This window comes from Novosphingobium sp. ES2-1 (assembly GCF_015169775.1).
Lineage (GTDB): Bacteria > Pseudomonadota > Alphaproteobacteria > Sphingomonadales > Sphingomonadaceae > Novosphingobium > Novosphingobium subterraneum.
Genome location: NZ_CP063445.1, coordinates 2453569 through 2476142, shown reverse-complemented (window position 1 = coordinate 2476142; position 22574 = coordinate 2453569). Strand labels below are relative to the sequence as shown.

Here is a 22574-nt window from a genome sequence, read left to right as displayed (position 1 = left end):
CCTAAAGCTGGATCAGGCGCGGCTGGTGGCCAGCGCGCTGTAGATCAGCGTCTTCAACTGACGCCGGATGGGATAGATGAACGAAGGGTAGAGCTGGGTCATGAAGACCGCGTGGACCTTCTCCACCGGGTCCACGAAGAACGCGGTCGAAAAGATGCCGCCCCAGTAGAACTCGCCGGCTGACCCCGGCACCAGCGCCTTCGCCGGGTCGATGGTCATGCCGAAGCCAAGGCCGAATCCAGCGCCCGCGTTGTAGGCCTCGCTGAACAGTGCCTTGGACACCTGCGTCAGATCCGCGCCGCCGGGCAGGTGGTTGGCGGTCATCAACTGGAGCGTCTTGGGGCTGAGGATACGCACCCCGTCTGCCGCGCCGCCGTTCACGAGCATGCGGCAGAAGCGGTGGTAATCGGCGGTCGTGGAAAGCAACCCACCGCCTCCGCTTTCGAAGCGTGGCACCCGGCGCGTGCCCGATTTCTCGGCGGGATCGAACAACTGCGGCGGCTGCCCGGCCTGGTAGGCCCAGGCATCGGCAAGCCGATGCGCCTTGTCGTCGGGGCAATGGAACCCGGTGTCGACCATGCCCAGCGGATGGAAGATGCGTGTGCGCAGGAACTCGCCAAGGTTCATCCCCGAAAGCCGCGCCACCACCACGCCGAGCACGTCGGTGCCCACCGAATAGTTCCACGCCTGTCCCGGCTCGAACTCCAGCGGCAACTTGGCCAGTTGCTCGACGAAATGGTCGTTGCCGGGCAGGCTGGCGTGCCCGTCCAGCCGCGCCTTGCGATAGGCGGCGTCCACGTTGGTGCGGTTCTGGATGCCGTAGGTCAGCCCCGACTGGTGCGTGATCAGGTCGACCATGCGCATCACCGGGGCGGGGCGGACGGGCATGAAATCCACCTCGCCGCCGCCTCCGGCATAGACACCAAGGCTGGCAAACTCCGGGATCACTTTCGTCACCGGATCGTCGAGCGCAACCTTGCCTTCCTCGACCAGCATCATGAATGCGACTGAGGTCAGCGGCTTGGTCATCGAGGCTATGCGGCAGATCGTATCCACCGCCATCGGCGTCCCGTCCTCGCGCGCACGGCCCGCGGTGTGGCGATAGACCGCCTCGCCATCGCGCGCGACCAGCACGTCGAGCCCCGGCAAGCGCCCGCTGGCGATATAGTGCTCGTCGAGATAGGCTCCGATCCGGTCCAGCCGGTCAGGCTCGAACCCCAGCGATTGCGCGTCGGCCAGTTCCATGTCCTTCCCCTCAGCCAAAGATTGCCACGCTCTGCAGGCCGTGCATCACCTGCACACCGTCGGCGTTCCACATGCGCAAGCTCTCGCTGCTGAAGCCCTCGGCCATGTGGTTCGAAGCTGTCTCGAGCAGCCACCAGCCGTCGCGCGTTTGCGGGGAGTCTCCCAGCAGGGTGAACGCCCAGTTGATCGAGCTGATCGGGCCTCTGCGCTCCATCGCGCGCATCGATCCGGGCGGCAGAGTATCGCCGATCAGCACCAGCTCTCCGATGGGATCCAGTTCGGTACGGTCGCGCAGACGCACCCAGCGCCGCACAACGCCCGGACGCCGATCTTCCTTTGCTTCGCCGCGGCGCAGTTCGAATTTCTGGATGAAGTGCAGCCCCTCGGGCGAACCCAGTTCCTCCATCTCGGTATGGGATATGAAGTTTTCCGCGCGCTGCGGCGTGACGGATCCGTTCGATGGCCGCGCACTGCCGAATACCCACGCGGCACGATGCGCCAGCGTGCCCCCGCTTGTCATGTCGGTCTGGATGTTGGCCACGCTCTTGCCTTCGCGCAGGCTTGCTACGGTGATGTCCAGGTCGGACCCCACCGGGGCGAGGAAGCTGATCTGGCCCCCGCGCAACGGCGGCAGGTCGGGCCGCGCCTTGCGGGCCGCGGCATAGGCGAGGAACGAGGATGCCCCGCCATACATCGTGCGCCCCTGCAGCCAGCCGTCAACGCCGCGCACGGAAAAGTCGGGACCGGCTCCCGCCAGCCCTTTCGCGATTGTGCCGATCGCTTGTGCGTCCATGCCGATTGCAGCTTCCAATGCTCTCTCCCGGTCGCCTGTCGCTGGAACGACTCTGTGACCCAAGAGCTAGTGGAAGTTTACGTAAAGGGAAAGGGGGTGGGCGCCGGTCCGAGCCGGAACGAGGCCCTTACGCTACGGCACGCACGGCCTCGGGCGGCCAAAAAAATTCGGCCCCGGCGCAAGGACCGGGGCCGACGTGTTCTCGTGTCGTCAGGTAATGCGGATCAGTGCATGCTTTCGCCACTTGCGCGGCGCAGGATCGGCGCCTTTGCCGCGCTCGCTGCAAACACGACCAGCAGCACGTAGCAAACCAGCGGCACAAGGAACGAAGCGAAGATGCCAGCCGCATCCGTCACTCCACCGGCCAGCGCCGGGATCAGCGCGCCCCCGATGATGCCGGTGCACAGCAGCCCCGAGGTCGCCTCTTCGCTGGCCGAGGAACGCTCCAGCGTCAGCGTGAAGATCACCGGGAACATGATCGAATTGAACAGCCCGATCGCCAGCGCCACGTATCCCGCCGAAACGCCGCCGACGAGGAACAGATAGGCGCACATGGCCGCGGCAATCGCAGCAAACAGGGTCATCAGCCGTGCCGCCGGGAAGCGGGCGAGCAGCACCGTGCCGATCGCGCGGCCAACCATGGCGCCACCCCAGTAGAACGACACGGCCTTGCCCGCCTGTTCGAGGCTGACATTCCAGATGCCTGGGTTGTTGAGGTAGAATGCCATCTGCGTGCCGATGGTCACTTCCGCGCCCACGTAGATGAAGATCGCAGCCGCACCCAGCACCGCCCAGCGCGACGAGAACGCCTGGCCGAGCAGAGCGCCGATGCCGCCGGTCGGCTGCGCTGGAGGGGCCGCCGCCGAAATGCGCGCGCGGTTGACGAAGAAGAACGCCAGCAGCACGATCAGCAGTCCGCAGATCCAGAAGTAGGCGCGGTCGATCCCGGCCAGCGCCGCCTCGCGCACTTCAGGCGTCAGCGCGGTGCCTTCCGAAACCTCCACGCCCTTGAGAAACAGCGATGCGCCAAGGGCCGGGCCAAGGAAGGTGCCGAACGAATTGAACGTCTGCGAAAGCGTGAGTCGGAAATGGCTGCCTTCGGGCTTGCCGAGCGCTGCGGCCAGCGGGTTCGCGGCAACCTGCAGCACCGTGATGCCCGCAGCGAGCATGAACAGTCCGGCCAGCACCAGCGGGTATGACGCGATGTTGGCCGCAGCAAGCATCACAAGGCAGGCCACGACCATCGTTGCCAGCGCCAGCAGGATCGCCGGAACGGCGCGCAGGCGTCCGATGATCGCTGCCGCCGGGAAGCTCATCACGCCATAGGCGATAAAGAAGGCAAAGGCCGAAAGCTGTGCTTCCAGCGTGGTCAGCGTGAAGATGCCCTTCACTGCGGCGACGAGCGGATCGATCAGCGAGGTGATGAAACCCCAGGCAAAGAACAGCACGGTAACCGCGATGAACGCGGCCCTCTGCGAACCTGAATGTGCATTGCTGCCTGCCACGTATCTCTCCTCACCCAGCCATATTTGGCGTATCGCGCCTTCTAGCCACCGCTGACAGCCTTGTCATGCTTGTTGCATAGCTATTCCTGTGAACGTTCTCACAGAACGCGCGCCATTTCAACCCGCCGCCATGGCCGGGGCCAGTTCGCGCCGCAGTTTTTCGATGATCCGTTGAACCTTGGGCAGCAAGTGCCGCCGCTGCGGGTAGACCGCCCAGATCGGATCGACCTCGGGCCTGAACTGCGACAGGACTTCGACCAGCGCGCCTTCGGCAATCGCCCTGCTCACGTAGAATTCGGGCAACTGGCACAGGCCCAACCCCGCCATCGCCGCATCGAAGACCGCTGTCCCGTTGCTGCACCGCCAGCGCCCTCGTGGTCGCACCGTGCGCACTTCGCCGTCCACCAGATAGCGCCACATGTCGAGCGTCGCGGGGATGCAGTCATGCGCCTCGAGGTCGTCCACCGTCTCGGGCGTGCCATGCGCGGCCAGGTACGCTGGCGAAGCGCAAGTGACGATCCCGCGCGTGGCGATCTGCGTGCGGATCAGGCGGCTGTCCGGCAGGGTGCCGGTGCGAATGGCCAGATCGTACCCTTCCGAGACCAGCTCAACCACGCGGTTCGAGAGGTCAAGGTCCACCGAAAGCTTCGGATAATCCTGCACATAGGCGCGCACGATCGGCGCAACGAAGCGCTCGCCCAGCGCGGTCGGGCAGGTGATGCGCAAGTGGCCCTGCGGTTCGCCCTGCAAGTCGAGCATGGCAATCGCCTCGTCGCGCTCGGCAATCAGGCGGCGAAACTGGTCGACCAGCGTGCGCCCGGTGTCCGTCAGGCTAACAGCCCGCGTCGTGCGGTGGAAGAACTGCGCGCCAAGGCTCTGCTCCAGCCGCGCCACGGCCCGGCTCACGTGGGAAGTCGATGTCCCCAGCCGCTTTGCCGCCGCCACGAAGGTGCCGGTATCGGCAACCGCCACCACTTCATCTATCCCGTCCCAGCGATTGCTCATTATTCTCGTCTTGCAACAGTGTTTCGCATATTGTGCAATTTAACACTGCCGTAGCAATTATGCTAACGCGCCGCCACATCCAAAGGGAGACCGGACACCATGAAGACCCGCGCCGCCGTAGCGTTCGCGCCCAAGCAGCCGCTCGAAATCGTCGAGCTCGACCTTGAAGGCCCCAAGGCTGGCGAGGTTCTGGTCGAAATCATGGCCACCGGCGTCTGCCATACCGATGCCTACACGCTCGACGGGTTCGACAGCGAAGGCATCTTCCCCAGCGTGCTCGGCCATGAAGGTGCGGGCGTGGTGCGTGAAGTCGGCCCCGGCGTCACCTCGGTAAAGCCCGGCGATCACGTGATCCCGCTCTACACGCCGGAATGCCGCCAGTGCAAAAGCTGCCTCTCGGGCAAGACCAACCTGTGCACCGCGATCCGCGCCACACAGGGGCAGGGCCTGATGCCCGATGGCACCAGCCGCTTCTCCTACAAGGGGCAGACCATCTTCCACTACATGGGTTGCTCCACCTTCTCGAACTTCACCGTCCTGCCAGAGATCGCGGTGGCGAAGATCCGCGAGGACGCGCCGTTCCAGTCGGCCTGCTACATCGGCTGCGGCGTGACGACGGGCGTCGGCGCCGTCGTCAACACTGCCAAGGTCCAGGTGGGTGACAACGTCGTGGTCTTCGGTCTCGGCGGCATCGGCCTCAACGTGATCCAGGGCGCGCGCCTTGCCGGCGCCAACAAGATCATCGGCGTCGACATCAACCCCGATCGCGAGGAATGGGGCCGCAAGTTCGGCATGACCGACTTCCTCAACTCGAAGGGCATGAGCCGCGAGGACACCGTGGCCAAGATCGTCCAGATGACCGACGGCGGCGCCGACTATACCTTCGACGCAACCGGCAACACCGAAGTCATGCGCACCGCGCTGGAAGCCTGCCACCGCGGCTGGGGCACCTCCATCATCATCGGCGTGGCCGAAGCCGGCAAGGAAATCAGCACCCGCCCGTTCCAGCTCGTCACTGGTCGCAACTGGCGCGGCACCGCATTCGGCGGCGCCAAGGGCCGCACCGACGTGCCCAAGATCGTTGACATGTACATGACCGGCAAGATCGAGATCGACCCCATGATCACCCACGTCATGGGCCTTGAGGACATCAACACCGCATTCGACCTGATGCACGCCGGCAAGTCGATCCGCTCGGTCGTGGTATTTTAAACCGGTTTGCTGCGTCTGGAACTCCCGGGATTGTAAAGCGCCCGCAATCCCGGGATGAAGGCGGCCAGATAACGTATCGGTGAGAGGATTTTCGTGATGGCCATCAGAGCATGTGTTTCCGCTGCGCTTGCGGCGCTTGCCTGCCTGTGTGCACAACAGGCTGCTGCGGCTGAAACCTGTCCGCCATTGCGATGGATGACGCTGGGAACCGCGGGTGGGCCGGTGCCGACCCCTGACCGATCAGAACCTGCCAACCTGCTCACCGCCGATGACTTCTCCGCACTGGTGGATGCTGGTGACGGTACGGTGGTGCAACTTGCACGTCGCGGCCTTGATCTGACTCGCATCAATGCCGTCTTCATCAGTCATCACCACATGGATCATACTGGCGGACTGCCTGCGGTCATAGGCCTGCGCTGGATGAACAACATGCCTGGCCAGTTGACCATTTATGGCCCGCCCGGCACGCGCGAGATTGTGGACGGGATCATTACCACGATGGGCCCGCAGTCGCGCGTAGGTTTCGGGCTCGGGCAAAAGAGCACCCCCCCGACGGAGACCGTAAAAGTCGTCGAATTGCGGTCGGGCGATCAGGTCTGGGCAGGCAACGTGAAAATCTCTGCTATCGAGAATTCCCATTACGATGAATCGGCCTCAGGGAAGGCCGACCGGGCAATTTCGCTCAGCTACCGGTTTCAGCTCGGCTCGCGATCGATCACCTATTCCGGTGACACTGGCCCGAGCACAGCGTTCGAGAAACTCGCAACCGGCACCGACTTGCTCGTCAGCGAAGTCATCGATCTCGATCCGATACTTGCGCCCATCCGCAAGACGCGCCCCGACATGCCCGAAGCCTTGTTTCAGTCCATGAGCAAGCACCTCTCGACGCATCACATCACGCCGGTCGATCTTGGCGGCCTCGCCGCAAGGGCAAATGTGTCGAGGCTTGTTCTGACGCACTTCGCCATCCCGCCGGCACCGCTTGCCCATTACGAGGCCCGACTGCGCGAAGGCATCAGCCGAAGCTATTCAGGCCCGGTCGAACTCGCGATCGATGTCCAGTCATTCGACGTCGCCTGCAAATAACAGGCCGTCGAACGGCAAGCCTCACATCGCCGAAATCCCGCCGTCGAGCTTCAGTTCTGCCCCGGTCATGAAGCGGCTTTCATCGCTGGCGAGGTAAAGCACGCCCGCAGCAATGTCGTCCGGTTCGCCCACGCGGCCCAAGGGGATCTGGCGGGCGAGCTTGCCCATGACCACGTCCTTGTCGATGTTCGCATTCGTCGCGATGCCGTCAAGGATCGGCGTGTCAACGAACGTGGGATGCACCGAATTGCAGCGCACGTCCCAGCCGCGCTTGGCGCAATAGAGCGCAACCGATTTGGTCAGCATCCACACCGCCGCCTTGCTGGCATTATAGCCGGGCATGGTGTCCGAAGCGATCAGGCCGGCGATCGAGCTGATGTTGACGATCGAGGCAGGCTGGTTGTCGCGCAGCAGGGGCAGGGCCTTCTGGCAGCCGAGAAAAACGGAATCGACATTGATCGCAAAGCCGCGATGCCATTCCTCCAGCGTGCAGGTTTCGATATTCCCGCGCACGCCAACGCCAGCGTTATTGACCAGCACCGAAAGTCCGCCCAGCTTTTCCGCCGCCAGCGCAATCGCTGCGTCCCAATCGCTTTCCTTGGTCACGTCGTGGCGCATGGCAAAGGCCGTCCCGGCGCCCAGTTCGGCGTTGATCGCTTCGGCCTGTGCCGCTGCGCCATCGCCGTTGATGTCGGTCAGCAGGACCCGTGCGCCCTCGCGCGCCAGCATCCACGCATGCGCGGCACCAAGCCCCTGCGCTGCCCCGGTGACGAGTGCCTTCTTGCCCTGAACCCTGCCCATCGTGCCGCTCTCCTGCTTTCCGTTTGCGTCAACCAAGCAAGTTGGGACCGATCGCGCAAGTCCCGGAAACGTCAGCGCAAGATCAGCCCATGATTCCCGGCGCGAGCAGCAGCAACATCCGCACGTCGATGGCATAGCCTTGGCCGCGCTTCTGGCTGAGGAAGCGCTCGATTTCCGTAAGGGCAACCCTGTGGACGGTAATGCCTTCGCCTTCCACGCCGCCGCCCTCGGAAACTTTTTCCAGATCGCGCGCGCGGAACAGCGTGAAGGCCTCGGTCACCATGCCCGGCGAGGAATGGAACTCGCCCAGCGATTCGATCCGGCCCGGCCGATAGCCGGTCTCTTCCTCCAGTTCGCGCGCCGCCGCAGCGGCCGGGTCCTCGTTCTCCGCACCTGCTTCGTCACCGATCAGCCCGGCGGGCAGTTCGATGCACGGGCGCCCGAGAGGCACGCGGAACTGCTCGACCAGCAGCACGTGCCCGTCTTCGATCGCAAGGATTACCGCCGCCTTGATGTTGCGATTGCGCGAGACATATTCCCACCGTCCGCGCGTCTTGGCGACGATGAAACGCCCTTGCCAGTGCACCTGCTCGGGATGGTCGCGGTACTCTTCTTCAAGACTCATACTTCGATCAACCTGTCGGGCAGTTCGTTCTTGTCATCGCTGGATCGTGGGAAATGCTCGGCCAGGACCCTGCCCACCTCGGCCACCGCCGCTGCCATGCCTTCCGCCATCCGTCCCTGCCGCAGCGGGTCAAGCATGGCTTTCATCGCCAGCCCCCAGGTCTCGGGCGAAACCTTCGAGGCAATCGCCGCATCGGCGATGATCTCGGCTCGGTGCTCGGCAAGGCTCAGGTAGATCAGCACGCCGGTATGGCCAGTCGTCCGGCTTGCTGCCCCAACCCGGAAACACGTCAGCGCCCGCTCGCGCACCCGCGCATTGCGGACCCGGCGCGGCGTCAGCCATAGGCCGAGCGGCGTGAACCGCATGAGCAGGTACATGGCCCCGAACTTCAGCGTGATAACCGTCAGCGCCAGTCCCAGCACGGCGCGCGGAGTCCATTCAAACGCCCACAACCCAAGCACATGCTCGACGACGGGAAGGTAGAACCCGGCAAACATGTCCACTACGGCCAGCGCCACGAAAGCCACCAGCGCGCTCCAGACCAGCGCCACGTCGCGATAGCTGTCGGAACGCGGCGTCACGATCGTCACGATCTCGCCCGCGCTCTGCGCCTCGGCTGCGGCCACGGCGTCGGAGACCAGCTTGTGATCTGCCTCGGTCATCTGCACCAGCCTGCTCATCACCAGTCCCCCGAAGCGCCGCCGCCACCGGAATCGCCGCCGCCAAAGCCACCGAAGCCACCGCCCCAGTCGGACCCGCCGCCGCCGCCCCAGCCGCCGTAATGGCGGTTATCCGATGCGGCACGCGCAATTTCGCTGATGCCCCACAGCACGATGCCCGGATCGATTCCGCTGCGCCGCTGCACATAACCCTTCCGACGACGGCCGAAGACGGCGATCATCACCACGATCAGAACCACCCAGAATATCGCGCTGCCTATGGTCGATCCGCCGCCAGAGACGTCCTCGCGCGCACCGGCCCTGGCTGCTTCGGCAACCGCCTTGGCCTCGGCAGGGGTGCGGTTCAGTTGCGTCAGGATCTGGTCGATGCCGGCGTTTATGCCGCCCGGATAGTCGCCCGCCTTGAAGCGCGGCGTCACCGCGCCCGAGATGATCCGGCCAGCGAGTACGTCGGGCAGGAACTCCTCCAGCCCATAGCCCACCTCGATCCGCACCTTGCGGTCATTGGGCGCAATCAGGAACAGAAGGCCTTGGTCGGTCTCCTTCCCGCCCACGCCCCAGGTCCGGAACAGCGTATTGGCATATGTCTCGATATCCTGCCCGTCGAGCGAGGCGACCGTGGCCACGATCACCGCCCGCCCGGTCTGCGCGTTGTAGGCGGAAAGCCTCTGCGCAAGCGCCGCCTCGTCGGCATCGGGTATGATCCCGGCCTGATCCAGCACCGGTCCCGCAGGCCGTGCGGGCATGGCCGCGTGTGCTGCTCCCGCGATCAGCAGGAACAGCAGAGCAACAGTCTGCCAGAAAGCCCGCAACTGGCGGGTCACGTCACTTGCCCGACGCTGCAGGCGCCGGAGCGTTCATGTCGAAATTGACGGTTGGCGCCACTTCCGATCCGGCGGCAGCCTTGAACGGTACCATCGGCTTGGCCCCATGGATCAGCTTCGCGCCGATCGCGTCGGGGAAGGTGCGGATCGTGGTGTTATAGGCCTGCACCGCCTCGTTGTAGCGGGTGCGGCTCACATTGATGCGGTTCTCGGTGCCTTCAAGCTGCACCATCAGGTCGGCAAAGCGCGCCTGGCTCTGCAACTGCGGATAGTTCTCCACCACCGTGCGCAGCTGGCCCAGCGCCTGGGTCAACTGGTTCTGCGCGTTCTGGAATTTCTCGAACTCTTCCGGATTGGAAAGATCGTCGGTGGTGATGTTGATCGACGTGGCCGCGGCGCGCGCGTTGGTCACGTTGGTCAGGATCTGGGTTTCCGAAGCGGCCGCGCCCTTGGCCGTGGCGACCAGGTTCGGGATCAGGTCGGCACGACGCTGGTACGAGCTTTCGACGTCCGCCCAGCGCGCCTTGGCTTCTTCCTCGGCCGCGGGGACCGAGTTGATCCCGCAGGCCGAAAGGCTGGCAGCGGCAACGGTGGCAAAAGCGATCTGCGTGAAGCGGGTAGCGGCCATCGACGTGAGTTCCCCTAAAGTTATGCAGCAGAGATAGCGGTCCGCCGAAACGGTTCAAGTATCCCCCATGCTGCAACCGATTGCCACTTGTGGCGTTCCGCGCACGATGGCAACCAACGGAAAAGGGATCATGGTTAATCAGGACGTGAAGGGGGAAGTGGTCGGCATGTTCGCAGAGTTCAAGAAATTCATCGCCCGGGGCAATGTGCTCGATCTGGCGGTCGGCGTGATCATCGGTGGCGCATTCGGCAAGATCGTCACCTCGCTCACCGAAAGCGTGATCATGCCGGTGGTCGGCTTCATCACCGGCGGCGTCGATTTCAGCCGTTATTTCGTGCGCCTCGGCCCGGTCCCGGCAGACTTCAAGGGCGATGTGTCCAGCTATGCCGAATTGAAGGCCGCCGGGGTGCCGATGATCGGGTATGGTGATTTCATCACCCAGGCGGTCAATTTCGTGATCGTCGCCTTCATCATCTTCCTGCTGGTCAAGGCGATCAACAAGGCCTTCGAAAAGCCCGCCGAGGAAGCACCCGCCGCGCCCGCCGGCCCGACCGAGGTCGAACTCCTCGCCGAAATCCGCGATGCGCTGAGGGCCAAGGGCTGAAGCGCCTTGCCAGAACAACTTCAAAGGGGCGGGCGCAATCCCGCCCCTTTTCATTTGCGCCCGCATCCCTATATGGGTCCCTGCCGGTTTCGGCCGGCTATGGTGATAAACTGCGGCGTGCAATAGGCACAGCGGACCCGGGGGCGGTACCCGGCGGCTCCACCATCACTACCGTGTCTTTCGGGATGCGGGCCTTGTTGTCGCAAGGGTGTTGATGGGGCCGAACTAGGATCGACGTGTGTTGAAAAGCGCTGTTTTTGCCCGGGCTGAGTAACCCGTTCAAGGCTCAAAACTCACAAGTGCCAACGACAACGAAGCACTTGCTCTCGCCGCATAATTCTAGGGGCTGACGCCCTGAAGTTATAAAGCGAAAGCACGGTTCGGACCGAACCGGGTAACAGAATCGGAAACCGGGGGCTGGGGGCGAGCCTAGCAACAGAATCGCCCTACTTGCATTGCTGCTCCATCCTTCGACAAGCTCAGGATGAGCGGCTTTCAAAAGGTAGTCCCAAGTCCCGCTCGTCCTGAGCTTGTCGAAGGACGCTGGCACTACCCCTCGGCCTTCGCCTCAAGCTCCTGCAGCCGCCGCTCCATCCGCAGGGAGTCGAGGATCTTCGCCCCGGCGATGAACACCGCGCCGGTGGCTGCGACGAACAGCAACTTGCCGGCAAAGCCCGGATACTGGCCGAGATAGGCGTGCCCGCGCTCCACCGCGCCCAGCGCGAGCGCGTAGATCACCGCGAACGCTTCGAAGCGGGTCTTGATGACAAACAGGCGACCGATCTTGCGAAACATCCGAAGCAATATCCTCTTTTGACGAGGCGCCCCTCGTCGGCGAGTCTCTCCGCAAGCATCGTGCCAGATCATGAAACGCTGGCAATAGTCTGGTTAATCCAATCTTCACTGTAAAGCGAAGCGACAACCTGCGGAGCGGCTCTTTCGGAAGATACGCCGCAAGGCTCAGGCCAGTTCCTGCACCTCCAGCAATTCGAGCAGTGCCTGCCGGGCGCTGACCACTGCGCGGCCCAGGGATTCCGCCCCCAGATCAGCAGGATCGATCTGCTCGGGCCAGTGCGCCTCCACCACCCTCTCGATCCGCGCGATCTTTGCCTCGTCCAGCAGAAAGCGCGGGTCGACAGTGGCAGGATCGGCGACAACCCGCAGGCGCAGGCATGCAGGTCCGCCGCCATTGGCCATCGACTGGCGCACGTCCACTGGAAGCACCTTGCGGATCGGGCCGTTCGAGGCAACGTGCCCTTCCAGCCAGCCGCGCACCGATGGCGTCTCCCACGCCTCGAGCGGGATCACCAGGCCCATCTCGCCCCCTGGAAGCGTCAGCAACTGTGCGTTGAACAGGTAGCTCCTGATCGCATCGCCAAGGCTCACCACGCTGGCCGGCACCACCACGATCTCGGCCTCGGGCAACTTCTCGCGGATCGCGGCATAAGTGGCTTCGGGGTCAGCAAAGGCCTGTTCGTGCGTGAACAGCACCCGCTCGTTGGCCACGGCCACCACGTCGTTGTGGAACGCGCCTGCCGCAATCGCCTCGCTCGCCTGTTCCACGAACAGGCAGCGCTCGGGATCGAGGCCATGCAGCCGTGCCACGGCGCGGCTCGCCTGCTCGTGCTGGCGTGCGGGGAAGGCGCCACCGGTCGTGCCGTAGACGAAGATCTCGATCCCCGGCGCATCGTGGCTCGCGCACATGCGCATGTGGTTTGCCGCGCCCTCGTCGCCGAAGCACGGCGGCACCGCATCGTGCACGGCAAAGGCGGTGCTGTCGGCAAAGGCGAGGCGCAACTGGCGCACCGTATCGGGCCATTCCTGCGAGCGGTGGGGCATCGTCACCAGATTCGCCGCAGTCAGGTGGCAGCGCCCGTCCGCGGTGTCAGGGGCGGGGCTCACCGTCGCCGCATTGGCCGTCCACATTGATGACGCAGACCATGCCGCCGCCCGCAACCGCCGCTGCGCCGCATCGCTTTCGTCGATGCTTTCAAGCCCGAGCGCGCCGAGCAGGACCGGGTTGGGGCGGGGCAGGGGCATGAACAGCCCTTGGGCCAGCCCGAGGCCCAGATTGTGCCGCATCTTGCTTAAGCCCTGAAGCGCCGCCGCGCGCGGGTAGGACACCTCGCCCGCGTTGCTGGCCGAGGCCAGGTTGCCAAGGCTGAGGCCTGCATAATTGTGGCTCGGTCCGACCAGACCGTCGAAGTTGATTTCCACCAGAGGCATGTCTTTTCCTTAGCGACCGACAAACCAGACCATGTCACCCACGCTCACACCCAGCGCAGCCGCAGCCACCGGGTCCAGCGTCAGGCCATCGTCCGCCTCGGCTATCTCGGCGAAAGTGCAGCGGTATTCGGCCAGCTTGCCCGTCGCCACCAGAGCCTTGGTCACGTTGCCGCTACCCTCGGGCGCGCGGATGTGCGCCACAGGCACCTCTTTCGCCTCGCAGATCGAGCGCACGCGGTCGGTCCGCGCGGTCATCGTCGGGCCGCCATCGAAGATGTCGACGTAGCCTTCGTAGGCAAAGCCTTCCTCTTCCAGCATCCGCATCGCGGCGCGGCCCGAAGGGTGGGGCAGGCCGATGGCGGAGCGCGCGGTCTCGGGCAGCATGGCGATATAGACCGGGTGCTTGGGCATCAGGTCGGCAATGAACTGATTGCCGTTGATCGCGTTGAAATAGTCTGCTTCCTGAAAGCTCATGCCGAAGAAGCGACCGGCCACGCCGTCCCAGAACGGCGATCCGCCGCGCTCGTCGATCACCCCGCGCAGCTCCGCCAGAATCTTGTCGCCAAAGCGCTTCCGGTGCATCGCGATGAACAGATAGCGGCTGCGCGCAAGCAGCATGCCAAGCCCGCCTGCGCGTTCGGAAGGATGCAGGAACAGCCCGCCCACTTCGCTCGATCCTTCAAGGTCGGTGACAAGGTTGAGCATCTCGGCGCGGAAGGTGCGGTTCAGCTCCTTCGAATGCTGGGTCAGCGTGGCCATGCGATAGGAATAGAACGGCCATTGGCGCCCCACCGAGGTGAAGATCTGCGCCGTGCCGCGCACTTCGCCTGTGGTCGTATCCTCCAGAACCAGGACGAACAGCTCGTCCTTCGGATTTTTCGGATCGCCCTCCTCGCTATTGCCATAGGCCTCCGACGCCCGCGCCAGCTTCGCCGTCAGGGCCTTGCGGTCGGGTGGCAGGTTGGTGAAGCCGCCGCCGGTCAGCTTGGCCATCTCGTAGAGCGGTTGGAGATCGTTCGCGCGCGCGGCGCGGATGCGGAATGTCATGGATTTCCCCCGGAAAGTCGATGCAGGACGAGCGCGGACAAGGCGGCACGCTCAGCCAGCGAAGGCACGATCAGGTACTCCTGATCGGAATGGATCGCCCCGCCGCGCACGCCCATGGTATCGACCACCGGCACGCCGCAGGCGGCAATGTTGTTGCCGTCGCAGACCCCGCCCGAGGCCTGCCAACGGATCGTCTGGCCAAGAGATTCGCCGCACTCGCGCACCAGTCCGAACAGCGCCTCGGCCTCTTGGGTCAGCGGCTTGGGTGGCCGTGACACCCCGCCATGGAGGTGGATTGCAACCTCGTGCAATGCTTCGAGACTCTGCACCAACTCTCGCAGACTCTCGGTGAACTCCACGGCAACTCCCGGGAGCCGAGGCCGGACATTGAAGCGCAGGATCGCATGGTCGGGCACCACGTTGTTGGCGCTCCCGCCATCGATCCGGGCAGGGTTGATGGAGAGGCCGGGACGCTCCAGACCCTTCAGCTTCAGCGCCATGTCGGCCGCCGCGATCACCGCGTTGCGTCCGTCCTGCGGATTGCGCCCGGCGTGGGCCGATCGACCCTTGATAACCGCGCTGTAGTTCCCGCTTCCCGGACGCTCTCCAGCCAGCGTGCCATCTGGCAGGGCGGAAGGTTCGTAGGTCAGCGCCGCCGCCTTGCCCTGTGCCAGCTGCGCGATCAGCGGGGCGGAAGACAGGCTGCCGGTCTCCTCGTCCGAATTGATCATCACGTCATAGCCAACCCCGGCCGCAGCAGGGCTCTGCTCGAATGCCTTGAGCGCAGCGAGGATCACCGCGATGCCGCCCTTCATGTCGGCAACGCCCGGGCCATTCAGCGTTTCCGCGTCGAGCCAGCGCAGCGTCTGGAACGCATGGGCAGGCGGGAACACCGTGTCCATGTGGCCAGTCAGCAGATAGCGCCGCTGCGCCTCCGGCCTGACCGACAGCACGAAATGCGCGCCGTTTGCTGTCTGGACCTCGTGCCCGTCGGCGGCCATCGCGGTGACCGGGGCCGGCTCGACCTTGCGAATGTCTCCGGGCAATGCGGCGAAGGCGTCGGCCAGCAGATTCCACTGCGCTTCGAGCCCCGGAAGGTTGCCGGTGCCGGTATTGACCGTGCACCATGCCTCCACCTGCGCCAGCATGGCGGCGGCATCCATCCCCTCGATCAGTTTGTGTTCTGTGTGATCAAGCTGTTTCATCTGATACGACCCTAGCGGTTCCCGAGGGCGGGGTGAACCCCCGGAAACCGCCAGAAGTGGTATCAGTCGTCAGCCAGCATCTCGATCAGCGCCTTCGAGAACGCGGGAATGTCGTCAGGCTTGCGGCTGGTGATCAGGTTGCCGTCCACGGCGACTTCCTCGTCCACGACGTCGGCACCGGCGTTGGCAAGGTCAGTCATGATCGAGGGCCACCCGGTGACGGTGCGGCCGTCGACGATGTCAGCCTCCACGAGAAGCCAAGGGCCGTGGCAGATCGCGGCGATCGGCTTGTCGAGATCGTCGAACTCATTGACGATGTCGACCGCGCGGTCGTCCATGCGCAGGATGTCCGGGTTCATCTGGCCGCCGGGAAGCAGCAGCGCGTCGTATTCGTTGGCGTCCACTTCATCGAGCGTGATGTTGACCGCGACGGCATCGCCCCAGTTCTTGTCCTTCCAGCCGGTGATCGAACCTGCCTTGAGGCTGGCAACCACGGTTTCGATTCCGGCGTCTTCCAACGCCTTCTTGGGGCCTTCGAGTTCCGACTGTTCGAATCCGTCGGTCGCGACGATCAGCACGCGCTTGCTCATGAAAATCTCCTTTGGGGGAATTCGGGGCGGCATTTGCCCGTTCTCCCCAAGAATTGCCGGGGACTGCGGTTGTTCCGTGACTTCCGCACGGACGGACGTGTTGCTAAGGCGTTCCAACCATGGCGACAGACACGACCGAGCCCGATCCTTTCGACGCAATCGTCGATGCCCCGTTCGATTCCGCACTGTCGGAGCGCTACCTCGTCTACGCGCTCTCCACGATCACCGCGCGTTCGCTCCCCGATCTGCGCGATGGACTGAAGCCGGTCCACCGCCGCCTGCTCTGGGCGATGCGCCAGCTGAAGCTCAACCCCACCGACGCCTTCAAGAAATCGGCGCGCGTGGTGGGCGATGTGATCGGCAAGTATCACCCCCATGGCGATGCCTCGGTCTACGATGCCATGGTCCGCCTCGCGCAGGACTGGTCGCTGCGCTACCCGCTGGTCGAAGGGCAGGGCAACTTCGGCAACGTCGATGGCGATAATGCCGCCGCCTACCGCTACACCGAAGCTCGCCTGACGCGCACGGCGATGCAGCTGATGGCCGGGCTCGACGAAGGCACCGTCAATTTCGTCCCCACCTACAACGGTGAGGACGAGGAGCCGGAAATCTTCCCCGGCCTGTTCCCCAATCTGCTCGCCAACGGCTCCAGCGGCATCGCCGTGGGCATGGCGACCAACATCCCCAGCCACAATGTCGCCGAGATCATCGACGCCGCATTGCTGCTGATCGACAATCCCCACGCCGAACACAGCCAGCTGATGGAAGTGTTCCACGGCCCGGACCTGCCGACCGGCGGCGTCATCGTCGATAGTCCCGCCGTCATCTCCCACGCCTATGAAACCGGGCGCGGCGCGATCCGCGTGCGCGGGCGCTTTTCCACGGGCCGTGACGAGGCGGGAAACTGGGAAGAAACCGGCGTCGAAAAACTGGGCGGCGGGCAGTGGCAGCTGGTCGTCTCCGAAATCCCCTACATGGTGCAGAAGAGCAAGCTGATCGAACAGATCGCCCAGCTCATTGCCGACAAGAAGCTGCCGATCCTCGAGGACATCCGGGACGAATCCGACGAGCAGATCCGCCTCGTCCTGATCCCGAAGAGCCGCAACGTCGATCCAGAGTTGCTCAAGGAATCGCTCTACAAGCTGACCGATCTCGAAAACCGCTTCGGCCTCAACCTCAACGTGCTGGATTCGCACCGCACGCCGGGGGTTCTGGGCCTGAAGCTGGTGCTGCAGGAATGGGTGATCAGCCAGATCGACATCCTGCTGCGCCGCTCGCAGCACCGCCTGGACAAGATCGCGAGCCGCCTGGAACTGCTCGGCGGCTATATCGTCGCCTACCTCAACCTCGACCGGATCATCGAGATCATCCGCACCGAGGATGAGCCCAAGCCGGTGATGATGGCCGAGTTCGAACTGACTGACCGCCAGGCCGAAGCCATCCTCAACATGCGCCTGCGCTCGCTCCGCAAGCTCGAGGAAATGGAGCTGCGCAAGGAGCGTGACGAACTGCTGGCCGAGCAGGAGGAGCTGCAGAAGCTGCTCGACAGCCCGGCCCGCCAGCGCACCCGCCTCAAGCGTGACTTGGGCGCACTGCGCAAGGATTACGCCGAGGACACCCCGCTCGGCCGCCGCCGCACCACCATCGCCGAAGCCGCGCCGACGCGCGAATTCAGCATGGATGCGATGATCGAGAAGGAGCCGGTCACGGTGATCCTCTCCGCCAGGGGCTGGATCAGGGCGGCCAAGGGCCACGTTCCGCTAGATGGCGACTTCAAGTTCAAGGAAGGCGATGGCCCCGCCTTCGCCTTCCACTGCCAGACCACCGACAAGCTGCTCGTCGCGGTCGACAACGGCCGCTTCTACACCGTGGGGGCCGACAAGCTCCCCGGCGCGCGCGGCTTCGGCGAACCGATCCGCACCATGGTCGATATCGACCCGGAAGCGCAGATCGTCAGCGTCACCGTCTACAAGCCCAAGGGGCAGCTTCTGCTCGCCGCCAACACCGGCCGGGGCTTCGCCGCCGAGATGGACGAACTGCTCGCCGAAACCCGAAAAGGTCGCGGCGTCGTTTCCACAAAGCCCGGCGTGAAGCTGGCCGTGGTGCGCGAGATTGCGCCCGAGCACGATCATGTCGCGGTGATCGGCGAAAACCGCAAGCTGGTGATCTTCGCCCTGTCTGAGGTGCCGCTCCTCGCCAAGGGGCAGGGCGTGACCCTGCAGCGCTACAAGGACGGCGAGATGTCGGACGTGATCACGCTGAAGCTGGAAGACGGCCTGTCATGGACGATGGGCGGCGAATCCGGCCGCACCCGCGTCGAGAAGGACCTCCTGCCATGGAAGGTCGCCCGCGGTGCAGCAGGCCGCCTGCCACCCAACGGCTTCCCGAGGGACAACAAGTTCTGATCCTGACCCTGGGGGGTGGTGGAGGGGTTAGGCTGAACTGACGCTTCCGCCATCTGCTGAAGCGAATGGCCCCTGACCTGATCCGGCGCCATGGGTCGTTCTTGTCCAGTGCCTGCAACAGAAGGCGTGATCGCTGGTTCATATCCGGGATCACGGCAGCTTTCGGGGCTGTCGACCTTTGCTCCGAACAGCAGGAATGGGGTGGAAAACGGATTGTTCGTATCTTAAGCCGCTATTGATGCAGATGAATATCAAACGCTACGCAGAGAGGCCACGCTACCGGATTGGATCGGCAACGCTTGTAGCGATCATTTGTGTTGCTTTGGCTTCTGTAAATATCGGCATCCCCGCTTGGCTTGTTTTTCTTGTCGGGGTTTCTGCCGCGATTACCCTTACGCTGATGACTTATCATCGCCTTCGCAATGCGAACCTATCCACTGCATGGTTGCTTTTGATGATCCTCCAGTTCGGCATCGGGCCAACGTGGCGTCTTTCGGATCATATAACTTTCAACATCGGCGGATTAATGATCAGCTTAGTGCCGGTGATACTCGGATGGGTCGTGCCCCGAATGGGGGATCATGGGATTGAGCCAGAGTCTGGTTAGGCGTCGCATCCGGAAAGTCCGCTTTTCACTCGGGCGTGCAAGTAGCAGCCAATCCGCCACCGCTATCGCCGATGGTCGCGCCACCGGGGCAAGAGCGAGGATCAAAACCGCCTGGCGCGGGTTGTGGATGGTCGATTGCCCGGAGTTGCCCTGATCGTGTTGCGCTGTTTTCCCGTTTTTGCCGTGTTGACCCTGCTTGCCACACCTGCGCGTGCCGAGTGGATGAGCGGCGCGCAGCTGAACGAGGCGTGCTCGGCCAAGGCGCCGGTCGACAGGGCCATGTGCCTGTCCTACGTGATCGGCGTGCTCGACGGGTTTCGCAGTATGGAGCGCCCGCCCAAGGTGCCGGACGACGTGAGTGCGGGGCAGGTGCGCGATGTGGTGGCAACCTATCTCGCCAGCCATGACGAAGCGCAGACCCTGCAGGGCCGCATGGTGGTGAAGGCGGCGATCGCGGATGCCTGGCCGGATATCCAGCCAAAGGTCGCGCCTCCGCCGAAGCGCAAGGCTCCGGCGAAGACGACGCGCAAGACCCGCCGCAGGAGCTAGGCTCCCGACCTTGGGCTCCTGGCTTTAAGCCGGTTCCAGCAGCAGGCTCGCGGCGGCGGTATTGCTGATCGGGATGTGGTAGTTGCGGCTGACTTCGCTCATCCCCTGTTCGCCCATGGCGCCGCGTGCAGCGATCCAGTTGAGGATCTCGACACCTTGGGTGCCGGCAAGCTCGGCCACTTCCTCGGCAGTGTGGCCGGTCAGTGCTTCTGGGTTGCTCGCCAGGTTATCCAGACAGAACAGGTCGTAGTCCGGGTTCATGAAGCCGGCGCGCGGACCGTCGAGCTGGTGCGACAGGCCCCCTGTGCCGCAGATCAGCACGCGCTCGTCCCCGCCCCACGATTGCAGGGCGCGGTGGACCGCACGGCCCAGCGCCAGACACCGCTTCGGGCTGGGCAACGGATACTGCACGGTGTTGATCGATATCGGCACAAGCTTGATCGGCCATGTCTCGACACCGGGATAGGCCAGTTCGAAGGGGATCGACACAGCGTGGTCGACCAGCATCTTCTGGCAGGTGGTGATGTCGAACTCGTCGCGCACCAGGCTGTCGATCAGGTGCCAGGAAAGCGCCGGGTGGCCCTCGAAGCTCTTGTAGACCGGCAGGCCCCAGCCTTCGTCGGCGTTGTCGTACGAAGGCGCTGCGCCAACCGCGAAGGTCGGCATCTTGTCGAGGAAGAAGTTCAGGCCATGATCGTTGGAGAAGACCACGGCGACGTCTGGCTTCGCTTGCGCCAGCCATTCGCGGATCGGTGGGAAGCCCTGGAAGAACGGCTTCCAGTAGGGCGTGTCCTGATCGCCGCGCATGATCGCGCCGCCAATGCCGGGGACGTGGCTGGTGAAATAGCCGCCGATGACTTGTGCCATCATGCATTCTCCTTGGTGGGGATCTTGGCTGCCCAGGTGGCGAGCATGGCCTTGAACTGGTCGACGGACATGCCGGTCTGGAGGGCGCCGAGGTCCTGCACGCCAAGGCCGAAGATGCCGGCAAGCTTGGCAAGGTAATAGACGTTGCCGCCAGCCTCGAGCATGGCCAGCACGTTGCGCTCGGCAACGGCCTTGCGCTGCTGCGGCGTCAGGTTGAAGCGGGCGCAATAGGCTTCCTCATCGGCAAGGAAGGCATCGCGGTTGGCTTTCTCGTTGAACGAAAAGCACATGGCATTGAGTTCATAGCCGCGCGAGGCCGGGGCGCCGTCGAACAGGGGGATGGCACGGCGCAAGGCCTGTTCGCGGGCGGTGGCGGACGGGGTCTGATGGTGTTCCATGCATCTGGTCTCCCAAGCGATCTTGTCGCCGAATCGAACAGGCCTTCGATGCGGCGCCTGCCAAGATCATATGCAACACATACAATCTCGGCCTTGATGCAGGTCAAACTTCGGCCAGCGGCATAAGTAACGTAACGGAGTTTGAACGGGGCGGGTTCACGTGTAAAATCAAGTTCATGCCCCTTACCAACGCCGAACGTCAGCGCCGCTATCGCCAAAGGCTCAAGGCCCGCGCCTCAGGCGCGCTGGTGGTGGAACAGGTGCAGATGGCGGTGGAGCGCGCGATCCATGCGCTCTGGGCCTATCACGAACGCCCCTCTCCCAGCGGCATTGCGTGGAGCGAGATCGACGGTTGCCGGACTCTGGAAGCCTATCGTTCCGAATTGGAGCGTTCGCCTGCCAATCTGCTGCAGACCTGCCGGGCATTCCTGCCCGATTTCTCGGGCCTGACGGTGGAAGAGGCGACCGCGATAGCAGAGGTTATCGCCATGGCCGACGTGCTGCGCCTAGCGGCGCCGACGCGGGTGGATTTCGCCGCGCTGGCTCCCGTGGATTGATGTGACGCGCGGTACATAAAAAACCCGAAAAATCTTGCACTTGTAAATCCGGCGACGCTAGTATGGTCCGAATTGGACCAAGCCGTCGAAAAAAGAGCCGGTCCAATCGAAAATGGGGGTGCAAACTTGGCAAATGGCGAGACACGTCAGGCACGTGTCGTGCGTGCGCTGGTCAATCCTGATCGCACCCCTGCGGAATCGCTGGCGTGGATTGCGGTGCTGCTTGCCGTTCCCACGATATTGCGCGCCTCGCTCGACATGGGCGCGCTCGGGCGGCCGTTCGTAACCTATTGGCCTGCCTTGCTGATTGCGTCGCTCGCACTCGAGCTGCGCTACGCCCTGACCTACCTGGTTGTTGCTTCCCTGCTGGCACAGCGGCTTTTCGGGGGCGAACCCTGGTTCTCGCAGATGAGCATCGTGCGCAGCCTGCTCTTCATGCTGTTCGTGTTCTCGGGCGGGCTGACGGTCCTGATCGGCAGCATCCTGCGCGGGGCTATGCGGCGGATCGCGGTCGTCAATGCCGAGCAGGAGCGCTACAATCGCGAGCTGCGCCACCGCGTGCGCAACATGCTGACGCTGATCCAGGCGCTCGCCTCGCGCGGGCCCAAGGCGGCATCGGCGATGGATTTCTACAAGGAGTTCAGCCTGCGGATCGAAGGGCTTGCCGCTGCGAGCGATCTCTTGCAGATCGGCGCAGAGGCGGAAGGACGGCTGCCGCAACTCGTGCGCGACACCGTCGCCCCGTTCGAGCACGACGACCGCATTCGCATGACGGGAGAACCGTGCGTGCTGCCGGCTGGAAGCTGCATTCCGCTGATCATGGCTTTGCACGAGTTGTGCACCAATGCGGTAAAGTACGGCGCACTTTCGGGCGGGCGGGGCCATGTGGAGCTGAGCTGGTTCATCGGCCCGTCGGGTTCGACGCTCTATATCTTGTGGGCGGAGAAAGGCGGCCCGCGCGTTACCAGCCCCGCGCGCCCGGGCATAGGCTCGCGGCTGCTGGTGCCGCAGCCGGGGATCGAAGGACTGGAGTTGAACTTCGATCCGGCTGGCGTGTGGTGCGAACTGCGCATCGAGGGCGTGCGGCCGCTAGAGCGCTGAGCTCCTGAACCGCT

Annotated in this window: 24 protein-coding genes and 1 other RNA gene; 9 read left to right on the top strand and 16 right to left on the bottom strand. The window is 64.1% G+C overall.

Features of this window, described 5'->3' with window-relative positions; all coding sequences use genetic code 11:
• Positions 1-12: 12 nt before the first annotated feature.
• The 4 genes from IM701_RS12105 to IM701_RS12090 all read right to left on the bottom strand — a co-directional run bounded on the left by IM701_RS12105 (position 13) and on the right by IM701_RS12090 (position 4548).
• On the bottom strand, positions 13-1245 hold the full coding sequence (locus IM701_RS12105) for a serine hydrolase (RefSeq protein ID WP_193827067.1): 1233 nt from the start codon (positions 1243-1245) through the stop codon (positions 13-15).
• A 10-nt stretch (positions 1246-1255) separates the two neighbouring features.
• Positions 1256-2056 (bottom strand): thioesterase family protein, encoded by an 801-nt coding sequence (locus tag IM701_RS12100; protein WP_230487691.1) that lies wholly within the window; start codon positions 2054-2056, stop codon positions 1256-1258.
• Between the two features lie 206 nt (positions 2057-2262).
• A complete protein-coding gene (locus IM701_RS12095) occupies positions 2263-3543 on the bottom strand; it encodes an MFS transporter (protein ID WP_193827066.1) in 1281 nt (426 codons plus the stop codon).
• Positions 3544-3660: 117 nt separating this feature from the next.
• Positions 3661-4548, bottom strand: coding sequence for a LysR family transcriptional regulator (locus tag IM701_RS12090; protein WP_039337715.1), 888 nt, complete (start codon positions 4546-4548; stop codon positions 3661-3663).
• Positions 4549-4647: 99 nt separating this feature from the next.
• Here IM701_RS12090 and IM701_RS12085 point away from each other — a divergent pair, with 99 nt between their 5' ends.
• Both IM701_RS12085 and IM701_RS12080 read left to right on the top strand, forming a co-directional pair.
• Positions 4648-5760: an S-(hydroxymethyl)glutathione dehydrogenase/class III alcohol dehydrogenase gene (locus tag IM701_RS12085; protein ID WP_039337714.1), complete on the top strand. Its 1113-nt coding sequence runs from the start codon at positions 4648-4650 to the stop codon at positions 5758-5760.
• 96 nt (positions 5761-5856) lie between these two features.
• The gene (locus IM701_RS12080) at positions 5857-6846 is read left to right on the top strand and encodes an MBL fold metallo-hydrolase (RefSeq protein WP_193827065.1); all 990 of its coding nucleotides are present in this window, start codon (positions 5857-5859) and stop codon (positions 6844-6846) included.
• Between the two features lie 21 nt (positions 6847-6867).
• Here the strand turns inward: IM701_RS12080 and IM701_RS12075 are convergent, their stop codons facing one another.
• The 5 genes from IM701_RS12075 to IM701_RS12055 form a co-directional block, all read right to left on the bottom strand.
• Positions 6868-7647 carry an SDR family oxidoreductase gene (locus IM701_RS12075; protein ID WP_039337751.1) on the bottom strand — a complete coding sequence of 260 codons (780 nt, stop codon included), beginning with the start codon at positions 7645-7647 and terminating at the stop codon, positions 6868-6870.
• 82 nt (positions 7648-7729) lie between these two features.
• Entirely contained in the window at positions 7730-8272 is a 543-nt protein-coding gene (locus tag IM701_RS12070; protein ID WP_039337713.1) for an NUDIX hydrolase, read from the bottom strand.
• Positions 8269-8952, bottom strand: coding sequence for a TPM domain-containing protein (locus IM701_RS12065; RefSeq protein WP_193827064.1), 684 nt, complete (start codon positions 8950-8952; stop codon positions 8269-8271). Before IM701_RS12065 ends, IM701_RS12070 begins: the two co-directional genes overlap by 4 nt.
• Positions 8952-9776, bottom strand: a complete 825-nt coding sequence (locus IM701_RS12060; protein WP_193827063.1) for a YgcG family protein — start codon at positions 9774-9776, stop codon at positions 8952-8954. Before IM701_RS12060 ends, IM701_RS12065 begins: the two co-directional genes overlap by 1 nt.
• A 1-nt stretch (position 9777) precedes the next feature.
• Positions 9778-10404, bottom strand: coding sequence for a LemA family protein (locus IM701_RS12055; protein WP_039337711.1), 627 nt, complete (start codon positions 10402-10404; stop codon positions 9778-9780).
• A 130-nt stretch (positions 10405-10534) separates the two neighbouring features.
• On the opposite strand from IM701_RS12055, the gene mscL reads away from it, so the two are divergent.
• Positions 10535-11008, top strand: coding sequence for a large conductance mechanosensitive channel protein MscL (gene mscL / locus IM701_RS12050; RefSeq protein WP_052242698.1), 474 nt, complete (start codon positions 10535-10537; stop codon positions 11006-11008).
• Between the two features lie 43 nt (positions 11009-11051).
• Positions 11052-11459, top strand: a transfer-messenger RNA (tmRNA) gene (gene ssrA / locus IM701_RS12045).
• Positions 11460-11557: 98 nt separating this feature from the next.
• Here ssrA and IM701_RS12040 read toward each other — a convergent pair.
• The 5 genes from IM701_RS12040 to IM701_RS12020 form a co-directional block, all read right to left on the bottom strand.
• Complete coding sequence (locus tag IM701_RS12040) at positions 11558-11803, bottom strand: hypothetical protein (protein WP_039337710.1); 246 nt, start codon at positions 11801-11803, stop codon at positions 11558-11560.
• Positions 11804-11968: 165 nt separating this feature from the next.
• Entirely contained in the window at positions 11969-13234 is a 1266-nt protein-coding gene (locus IM701_RS12035; RefSeq protein WP_193827062.1) for an N-succinylarginine dihydrolase, read from the bottom strand.
• A 9-nt stretch (positions 13235-13243) separates the two neighbouring features.
• On the bottom strand, positions 13244-14281 hold the full coding sequence (locus IM701_RS12030) for an arginine N-succinyltransferase (RefSeq protein WP_193827061.1): 1038 nt from the start codon (positions 14279-14281) through the stop codon (positions 13244-13246).
• Positions 14278-15486, bottom strand: a complete 1209-nt coding sequence (locus IM701_RS12025) for a hydrolase (RefSeq protein WP_193827060.1) — start codon at positions 15484-15486, stop codon at positions 14278-14280. The genes IM701_RS12030 and IM701_RS12025 overlap by 4 nt, the downstream gene beginning before the upstream one ends.
• Positions 15487-15548: 62 nt before the next feature.
• Positions 15549-16076, bottom strand: a complete 528-nt coding sequence (locus IM701_RS12020; protein WP_039337706.1) for a type 1 glutamine amidotransferase domain-containing protein — start codon at positions 16074-16076, stop codon at positions 15549-15551.
• 119 nt (positions 16077-16195) lie between these two features.
• On the opposite strand from IM701_RS12020, the gene parC reads away from it, so the two are divergent.
• The 3 genes from parC (at position 16196) to IM701_RS12005 (ending at position 19637) form a co-directional block, all read left to right on the top strand.
• Positions 16196-18481, top strand: coding sequence for a DNA topoisomerase IV subunit A (parC, locus tag IM701_RS12015; protein ID WP_193827059.1), 2286 nt, complete (start codon positions 16196-16198; stop codon positions 18479-18481).
• A 238-nt stretch (positions 18482-18719) separates the two neighbouring features.
• A complete protein-coding gene (locus IM701_RS12010) occupies positions 18720-19088 on the top strand; it encodes a hypothetical protein (protein WP_156451936.1) in 369 nt (122 codons plus the stop codon).
• A 135-nt stretch (positions 19089-19223) separates the two neighbouring features.
• Positions 19224-19637 (top strand): Rap1a/Tai family immunity protein, encoded by a 414-nt coding sequence (locus IM701_RS12005; protein WP_193827058.1) that lies wholly within the window; start codon positions 19224-19226, stop codon positions 19635-19637.
• Between the two features lie 24 nt (positions 19638-19661).
• On the opposite strand, the gene IM701_RS12000 is transcribed toward IM701_RS12005, so the two are convergent.
• Together IM701_RS12000 and IM701_RS11995 are read right to left on the bottom strand one after the other, a co-directional pair.
• Positions 19662-20504 (bottom strand): class III extradiol dioxygenase family protein, encoded by an 843-nt coding sequence (locus IM701_RS12000; RefSeq protein ID WP_039337701.1) that lies wholly within the window; start codon positions 20502-20504, stop codon positions 19662-19664.
• On the bottom strand, positions 20504-20902 hold the full coding sequence (locus IM701_RS11995) for a protocatechuate 4,5-dioxygenase subunit alpha (protein ID WP_193827057.1): 399 nt from the start codon (positions 20900-20902) through the stop codon (positions 20504-20506). Before IM701_RS11995 ends, IM701_RS12000 begins: the two co-directional genes overlap by 1 nt.
• Before the next feature lie 176 nt (positions 20903-21078).
• Between IM701_RS11995 and IM701_RS11990 the strand changes: the two genes are divergently transcribed.
• Together IM701_RS11990 and IM701_RS11985 are read left to right on the top strand one after the other, a co-directional pair.
• Positions 21079-21459 (top strand): hypothetical protein, encoded by a 381-nt coding sequence (locus tag IM701_RS11990; protein WP_193827056.1) that lies wholly within the window; start codon positions 21079-21081, stop codon positions 21457-21459.
• A 126-nt stretch (positions 21460-21585) separates the two neighbouring features.
• Entirely contained in the window at positions 21586-22560 is a 975-nt protein-coding gene (locus IM701_RS11985; protein WP_193827055.1) for a sensor histidine kinase, read from the top strand.
• The last annotated feature ends 14 nt before the right edge of the window (positions 22561-22574 follow it).

Coding starts and splice junctions, on each gene's coding strand:
- IM701_RS12025 (WP_193827060.1), bottom strand. CDS start 15,486: ATGAAACAGCTTGATCACACAGAACACAAACTGATCGAGGGGATGGAT.
- IM701_RS12075 (WP_039337751.1), bottom strand. CDS start 7,647: ATGGGCAGGGTTCAGGGCAAGAAGGCACTCGTCACCGGGGCAGCGCAG.
- parC (WP_193827059.1), top strand. CDS start 16,196: ATGGCGACAGACACGACCGAGCCCGATCCTTTCGACGCAATCGTCGAT.
- IM701_RS12040 (WP_039337710.1), bottom strand. CDS start 11,803: ATGTTTCGCAAGATCGGTCGCCTGTTTGTCATCAAGACCCGCTTCGAA.
- IM701_RS12055 (WP_039337711.1), bottom strand. CDS start 10,404: ATGGCCGCTACCCGCTTCACGCAGATCGCTTTTGCCACCGTTGCCGCT.
- IM701_RS12035 (WP_193827062.1), bottom strand. CDS start 13,234: ATGCCTCTGGTGGAAATCAACTTCGACGGTCTGGTCGGACCGAGCCAC.
- IM701_RS12000 (WP_039337701.1), bottom strand. CDS start 20,504: ATGGCACAAGTCATCGGCGGCTATTTCACCAGCCACGTCCCCGGCATT.
- IM701_RS12020 (WP_039337706.1), bottom strand. CDS start 16,076: ATGAGCAAGCGCGTGCTGATCGTCGCGACCGACGGATTCGAACAGTCG.
- IM701_RS11990 (WP_193827056.1), top strand. CDS start 21,079: ATGCCCCTTACCAACGCCGAACGTCAGCGCCGCTATCGCCAAAGGCTC.
- IM701_RS12065 (WP_193827064.1), bottom strand. CDS start 8,952: ATGAGCAGGCTGGTGCAGATGACCGAGGCAGATCACAAGCTGGTCTCC.
- mscL (WP_052242698.1), top strand. CDS start 10,535: ATGGTTAATCAGGACGTGAAGGGGGAAGTGGTCGGCATGTTCGCAGAG.
- IM701_RS12070 (WP_039337713.1), bottom strand. CDS start 8,272: ATGAGTCTTGAAGAAGAGTACCGCGACCATCCCGAGCAGGTGCACTGG.
- IM701_RS11995 (WP_193827057.1), bottom strand. CDS start 20,902: ATGGAACACCATCAGACCCCGTCCGCCACCGCCCGCGAACAGGCCTTG.
- IM701_RS12085 (WP_039337714.1), top strand. CDS start 4,648: ATGAAGACCCGCGCCGCCGTAGCGTTCGCGCCCAAGCAGCCGCTCGAA.
- IM701_RS12030 (WP_193827061.1), bottom strand. CDS start 14,281: ATGACATTCCGCATCCGCGCCGCGCGCGCGAACGATCTCCAACCGCTC.
- IM701_RS12080 (WP_193827065.1), top strand. CDS start 5,857: ATGGCCATCAGAGCATGTGTTTCCGCTGCGCTTGCGGCGCTTGCCTGC.
- IM701_RS12090 (WP_039337715.1), bottom strand. CDS start 4,548: ATGAGCAATCGCTGGGACGGGATAGATGAAGTGGTGGCGGTTGCCGAT.
- IM701_RS12105 (WP_193827067.1), bottom strand. CDS start 1,245: ATGGAACTGGCCGACGCGCAATCGCTGGGGTTCGAGCCTGACCGGCTG.
- IM701_RS12010 (WP_156451936.1), top strand. CDS start 18,720: ATGCAGATGAATATCAAACGCTACGCAGAGAGGCCACGCTACCGGATT.